This window comes from Fictibacillus sp. Mic-4 (assembly GCF_049843615.1).
GTDB classification, from domain to species: Bacteria; Bacillota; Bacilli; order Bacillales; family Fictibacillaceae; genus Fictibacillus_A; species Fictibacillus_A gelatini.
Genome location: NZ_JBBHZM010000020.1, coordinates 62,705 through 69,144 on the forward strand (window position 1 = coordinate 62,705; position 6,440 = coordinate 69,144).

The 6,440-nt window shown below is 40.0% G+C and carries 9 protein-coding genes; 5 read left to right on the forward strand and 4 right to left on the reverse strand.

The features are described 5' to 3' along the window. Positions 1-33: 33 nt before the first annotated feature. Positions 34-819 (forward strand): flagellar motor stator protein MotA, encoded by a 786-nt coding sequence (gene motA, locus WD019_RS13580; RefSeq protein ID WP_425711830.1) that lies wholly within the window; start codon positions 34-36, stop codon positions 817-819. Next, positions 812-1,585 carry a flagellar motor protein MotB gene (motB, locus tag WD019_RS13585; protein WP_425711831.1) on the forward strand — a complete coding sequence of 258 codons (774 nt, stop codon included), beginning with the start codon at positions 812-814 and terminating at the stop codon, positions 1,583-1,585. Before motA ends, motB begins: the two co-directional genes overlap by 8 nt. A gap of 29 nt (positions 1,586-1,614) precedes the next feature. Here the strand turns inward: motB and WD019_RS13590 are convergent, their stop codons facing one another. The 3 genes from WD019_RS13590 to WD019_RS13600 form a co-directional block, all read right to left on the reverse strand. Further along, the gene (locus WD019_RS13590) at positions 1,615-2,898 is read right to left on the reverse strand and encodes a M48 family metallopeptidase (protein ID WP_425711832.1); all 1,284 of its coding nucleotides are present in this window, start codon (positions 2,896-2,898) and stop codon (positions 1,615-1,617) included. A gap of 122 nt (positions 2,899-3,020) precedes the next feature. Beyond that, on the reverse strand, positions 3,021-3,293 hold the full coding sequence (locus WD019_RS13595) for a hypothetical protein (RefSeq protein ID WP_425711833.1): 273 nt from the start codon (positions 3,291-3,293) through the stop codon (positions 3,021-3,023). 112 nt (positions 3,294-3,405) lie between these two features. Next, entirely contained in the window at positions 3,406-3,618 is a 213-nt protein-coding gene (locus WD019_RS13600) for a hypothetical protein (protein ID WP_425711834.1), read from the reverse strand. Between the two features lie 289 nt (positions 3,619-3,907). Here WD019_RS13600 and WD019_RS13605 point away from each other — a divergent pair, with 289 nt between their 5' ends. Then, entirely contained in the window at positions 3,908-4,396 is a 489-nt protein-coding gene (locus WD019_RS13605) for a cupin domain-containing protein (protein ID WP_425711835.1), read from the forward strand. Positions 4,397-4,431: 35 nt separating this feature from the next. Here the strand turns inward: WD019_RS13605 and WD019_RS13610 are convergent, their stop codons facing one another. Next, positions 4,432-5,250: an HAD family hydrolase gene (locus WD019_RS13610; RefSeq protein ID WP_026677091.1), complete on the reverse strand. Its 819-nt coding sequence runs from the start codon at positions 5,248-5,250 to the stop codon at positions 4,432-4,434. 169 nt (positions 5,251-5,419) lie between these two features. On the opposite strand from WD019_RS13610, the gene WD019_RS13615 reads away from it, so the two are divergent. Together WD019_RS13615 and WD019_RS13620 are read left to right on the forward strand one after the other, a co-directional pair. Next, entirely contained in the window at positions 5,420-5,821 is a 402-nt protein-coding gene (locus WD019_RS13615; RefSeq protein ID WP_026677092.1) for a GntR family transcriptional regulator, read from the forward strand. Continuing rightward, the coding region (locus WD019_RS13620) for an ABC transporter ATP-binding protein (protein WP_425711836.1) at positions 5,805-6,440 on the forward strand (636 nt) is incomplete at its 3' end. The genes WD019_RS13615 and WD019_RS13620, both read left to right, overlap by 17 nt.

Genomic DNA, 6,440 nt, shown 5'->3' on the forward strand with positions numbered 1-6,440 from the left:
GCACAACGAGAGAATAAAGTGAGGATGACAACGATGGACATAACAAGCATCATCGGTATAATTATCGGATTTGTTGCTATAGCTGTTGGAATGATCTTAAAAGGCGTCAGCCCGATTGCCCTTATCAATCCGGCAGCCATACTTATCATTTTCGCAGGAACACTTGCCACTATATTAATCGCATTCCCTTTAAGCGAAATAAAAAAACTTCCAAAACTATTTAAGATTTTGTTTACTGAACAAAAGTTATTGAAGATCACTACACTTATTGAATTGTTTATTGAATGGGCAACTATCGCGAGAAAGGAAGGGCTGCTTGCTCTTGAACCGAAAGCTGAGGAAGTGGATGATCCATTCCTGCAACAAGGAATAAAAATGATCGTAGACGGCCAGTCCCCTGAATTTATTCGCGACGTCTTAATGAAAGATGTTGAAACAATGGAAGAACGGCATTTAAACAACGCCTCTATCTTTTCCCAGGCAGGCACGTACGCACCGACACTGGGTGTTCTTGGAGCGGTTATCGGCCTTGTGGCTGCTCTAGGCAATATGGCCGATATTGAAGAACTTGGCCACGCGATTTCCGCAGCTTTTATCGCAACATTGTTTGGGATTTTTTCCGGGTATGTTCTCTGGCACCCATTTGCAAATAAATTAAAACGAAAATCCCAACACGAAGTAATGATCAAGCAAATTATGATCGAAGGGCTGCTTTCCATCCAGGATGGAACTTCCCCGAAAATTTTAGAAGAAAAATTATTAACATATCTTCCTGCAAGTGAACGGGATGCTTATAAAGATGGTGGTACGAATGGCTAAAAAGAAGAAAAAAAAAGATGACCATATTGATGAGTCCTGGCTTATTCCATATGCTGACTTATTAACCCTTTTGCTTGCCCTGTTCATTGTTTTATTTGCAATGAGTGAAATCGATGCTTCGAAATTCAAGCAAATGGCAAGCGCCTTTCGCAATCAGTTCAATGGCGGAACCGGAATTATGGAAGAACAAGCGCCTGTTCCTCCTGAAACGCCGTCCATTCCAGAAAAGGAAAAAAATGATCATCTATCAAAGGAAGATCATGAAAGGCTGGAAAAAGCAAAAAAAGAACTGGAATCGTTACAACGGTTGCAAGAAAAATTGGATCATTTTATAAGTGACAATCACTTAAATAAAAGCCTGCAAACAGAACTGACAGAAAACGGGCTTTTAATTACGATTTTAAATAATGCGCTCTTTGATTCCGGCAGCGCAACCGTAAAACCGGGTTCTGTGAAACTTGCAAAAAAATTGTCTAAGCTTTTAGTAACCCATCCTGCGCGAAATATCGTTATTGCAGGTCATACGGACAATGTGCCGATTAAAACCTCTCAATATCCATCAAACTGGGAGTTAAGCGCCATGCGTGCGGTCAATTTTATGCGCATATTGATTGAAAATCCCGAACTTCCTCCAAAGTCGGTTAGCGCGAGCGGATATGGAGAATACCATCCAAAAGCTTCTAATCAAACAGAAGATGGTCGAGCTAAAAACCGGCGTGTAGAAGTATTAATTTTGCCTAATTACGATATTAAGAAAGCGAAGTAAGGAAAAAGCGCCTATAATGCGCTTTTTCCTTACTTTTTCTTCTCCTTTACCTTCGGTTCACGGCTCATTTGATAATCTTCCAAAAATGAAATGCGGTCAAGCATTGTCGGATGGTCATACAAGAAAAATTTCACAAGTTTCGGCGGATTTACTTCACTAAGCCCTGAAATCGTCAACTTTTGAAAAGCGCCTACTGCTGCCTTTGGATCCTTTGTCATTTCAATCGCATATTTGTCGGCATCATATTCCACCTTTCTTGATATCGCACTTTCGACAGGACTCACAGCAAACGACAATAAAGCAAAAATGAGAAGCAGAACAGGCAGGCCGGCTATATCTTCCACCCCTTTAATCCCCCACCTGTCGCCAAAGCGGTTTACCGCCCATTGATAGAGCTTGTTTCCAAGAAAGAGGCCGATAAATGACTCGATAAAGGCGATCAAAAGATTCCAATACAAGTGATGCATGACATAATGCCCCATTTCGTGAGCCATGACAAATAAAACCTGGTTTTCACTTAACTGCTTTAATGTCGTATCCCATAAAACAATTCGTAAATTCGAACCAATACCATTCACATAAGCATTAAGCGAATTCGTTTTTTCCGACATGTTCACTTCATACACGTTGGATGCAGGAATATCGGCCCGATCAGCCAGAGCAAGAATTCTCTCTTTTAACACCTTATCTTTCAATGGATAAAAATCATTGTATAGCGGATCGATGACAACAGGCTGAATGAAATAAAGGAAAATGGTAAACGGGATGGAAACGAGCCATGCATAAAACCACCATCGCCTTTTGCTTTTGCGGATAAAAAAGAAAATTACGAGCACTGTTAAAACCGTGAATAAATAGTCCACCCAGAAGGAAATGAGGCCATCCTTCATCCAACCTGAAAAGGATTGTACCGATACGTTATACTCTTTAGAAACAGTATAGCTGTAATAGTCAAGCGGAAATGTAAGAATGTAGCTTACAATGGATAAAAGAAGGACATAAAGAGCGGTATGTATAATTGAAAAACGTGTGACTCCGCTCGATGCTTCCCTAAACTTTTTGGACAGGCCGAAGCCTAATACGAGAAGATAAATAAGCCAATTAAGCGGTACGGATATAAAGTAAATAAAGTCTTTCATTCTTGAAAATTCATGGCTTAACTCTTGCTGCCGTTCATTCATAAACATTGAAGGATCCGCAGCCGTTCCTTTTAAATGCAAAGGAAGCTCCGTATTCGCCCAATGAAACAAGTAATACCACATAAGGATCGCAAACATCACAAAACCGAGTCCGAACCATAATGCCTTTTTCATCTTGCTTCCCACCTTTCTTACACCTACTCCTAGTTTAAGTCACTTTGTCCAAATTAGAACAAAAAAATAGAAAGGAGATTCTCTTTCGCATCTCCTTTCTATTTTACATCGCTTCTTTAAATTCAAATTGCGGTGCGCGTTGAAACAACTTCGTAATATAAAGATAATAACAAAATCCAACGAAAGCCCATGCGGAGCCTGCAATCATTGAATCTCACGCCCATACACATATCCCGTTTCCTTTGCCCGCCTTCTTCTTTTGTATTAATCCTTTTCTTTAATTTCCCTGTTCCAGCGACTACAGTAATCGTCTCACCCACAATTTCCGTTTCCACTTTCAATGCCGTTGAAATCGCTTCTGCCACTTGTTGGGTTAACTCCTGAATCTCCATCAAGCATGTCACGGTCTCATCCTGATGTCGCTTATTTTAATATTGTTGAGCAGCTTATCCATTTTCAAGTAAGCTTAAATAATCTTTTTATACACTTAATTGGATGTTATATTTGTTATAAAAACATAAGAAGCAATCCAATTCCCAAAAAAACTCCTCCAAATAAAAAACGTAGCCCTTCGCTTGTGATTGAGTCAGAAATTAAATCAATAAATCCAGCAATGAAACCTTTAAAATTCTCCTGGTCTTTATCTTTTAAAATCATATAAAATCCTGAGCCCAATAAATAAAATCCAATTATAAAAGAAACCATTTCATAACAAAACAATTTTTACCACCTGTTATTTATAACTTTTAACTTTTCAATTCTTACGCCAATTTCTACATATAACATAAGCCTTTCTGATATAATGTGACTCTACGACCTTCTTTGTTATAGACTACATCGCAAACGGAATCGTTTCGCCTTTCTTTATCACGGCAACAAGTTGATCAGCGGCATTCCATTTCTTTGTATTTCTTCTTCAAGGATTTCTTCCGCAACTGTAAAAGCATAGCAAAAGCGGTTCGATTAATTATGGCTTGTAATGCAATGCCATTAACAGGAGGGCAAAGATTTGAATATACAAACGTACAAATTCACGGACGATGGCAAGATCCCTAACCATCCCGATTTAGAATTAGTTATTTATTCAGACGTTTTACAGGAGGCGTCTTGCAAAGATTTATTTTTGAAAAATGGTTGGGATGGCGTGTGGGTAAATGGCATTTTTCCTTATCATCATTTTCACAGTACGGCCCATGAAGTTTTAGGTGTGATCCAAGGGGAAGCAATCGTGCAATTTGGCGGCAAGCATGGCGAAGCTGTAAAAATGAAGCAGGGGGATGTCGCTGTCATCCCCGCAGGGGTCGGGCATAAAAACATACAATCCAGTTCCGATTTTTCAGTAGTGGGCGCTTATCCGAAAGGGCAAAAGTGGGACTTATGCATCGGCAAACCTGAAGAACGGCCAGGGGTTTTGGAAAATATCCGAAAGGTTCCACTCCCGAAAAAAGACCCTGTTTTTGGAGATCGGGGTCCACTTATTGAGCTATGGTTGAAATAAGCATGCCGATCATTTAAGAGGGCTATTTCGCCCTCTTAAAAAGCATTTGCAAGTGTCGGAACGACAGTTAAATTTTCATGTTCCGTCTCAAAGCCGTTTGGCTGAATATAGATGGCCTTCATCCCTGAAAGAAGTGCGGGCGCGATTTCATTCAAAATATTATCTCCAATCGAAACGGCTTCTTCGGGCTTCACCTTGTATTTTTCGAGCAAATACGTAAACCGCTCTTTCGTTTTTACCGGCTTTAAAGCCGATGTAACAACTTCATGGAACAGCCCTTCTAATCCAAGTTCCCTTAAAAGCCTCATCACATCCTCATGCTCGCTGTTCGTTAAAACGGCGATGATTTTCTCTTCTTTCAGCCGGGTAAGCGCTTCTTTCAACCCCGGCGTTTTCGTTAATGAAAATTGGTCGGAAACCATATACTCTTTTGTTAGATTATAAGCTTCCCATGTATCCTGCTCGGTTAATCCGTAATGAACGGCTGTTACAAACGGCAGCCACCAGCCGTCCCCGATCGCAATCATCCGCTTTAAATCAAAAGAAATCGTTTCTCCGTACTCCTTCTCCCTCTTCTCTCTTGTCCATTCGCTTCCGTCCCAATTATGTACTGCTGTAATTTGCATCGTTAATGGCTCAATCGTAATGGCGGCATCATTTTGGAGATCATACACTTTCCCGATTTTAACTGGATGGATGCCCTCTTTCATTTTCTCATACGTTTCATAAAACTCATCAGCGATTTCAGGGTCCACCTTTTTCTGAAGCAGCTTACAATAATAATCAAAATGCTCCGTATCTTCATAAAGCGTTCCGTCCAAATCAAAAATTAACAGCTTGCTTTGTTGAATCATTTCTTTCAACTTCACACACACTCCTTTTTATATTCATGATGCCCGAAATGAATGAACTCTGTCCAGTTTAGTTTCTCCAAAAAATGATTGACAAGACTTAAGTTATATCATACTGTATATAGCGTACTACTCTAAGTAATACACAAAAGACAAGTAAGGTGGGATAAACTTGTTATTAAATCTTGACCCACGAAGCAGCACGCCGATTTGGGAGCAGGTCGTCCATCAAATTAAGGAACTGATTTTAAAAGAAGTCCTTCTTCCGGAAGATAAGCTGCCTTCCGTTCGCGAGTTAGCTTCCAATCTGTTAATCAATCCGAACACCGTAAGCAAAGCCTATCAGGAACTTGAACGGCAAGGAATTATTGAAACATTAAGGGGAAAAGGGACATTTGTTGCCGCCAACATAACACCAAAAGCGGATGAAAAAAAAGCGGAAGCCATTCGCCAATCTTTGAAACAGCTCATCATTGAAGCGCAATATTTAGGAATTGATAGGGAAACTTTTTTCCTCTGGGTTGAAAAATGCATGAATGAATTAGGAGGAACGAACGATGCTGAGCGTGAATAACATCAGGAAATCGATTGAAGGGAAACTCATTTTAGATGATATTTCTTTTTCGCTTGAAAAAGGAAAAATCGCCGGGCTGATCGGACGAAACGGTGTGGGGAAAACGACGTTGCTCCGCACGCTTGTCGGCATTCTCGATCCTGATTCTGGAAGCGTGACTTATAATAATGTCAATATACATACTCATCCTGAAATCAAGCAAAAAATCGCATACGTTCCCGATTCGACAAACCTGCTGCGAAATTACAGCATTAAAGAAATCGTTAAGCTTTATGAAATGATTTATAACGATTTCGATACGGACTATTTTTATGAATTGCTCAACCGGTTTAACTTGCCCGACCGTAAAATACGCGGGTTTTCAAAAGGAATGCAAGCCTTATTGAATATGATTCTATCTTTTTCCACAAGGGCAGATTTAATTATTTTAGATGAACCGACAAATGGACTTGATCCAATCATAAAGCGGCAAATTCTCCAATTTTTAATCGAAGAAGTGTCAGAACGGGACATTACCGTATTGCTCTCGACACATCATCTGGATGAAATGGAGAAAATAGCGGATACCGTCATCATGATGAAAGAAGCAAGCATCGAGTCAATCACATCAATGGATGAA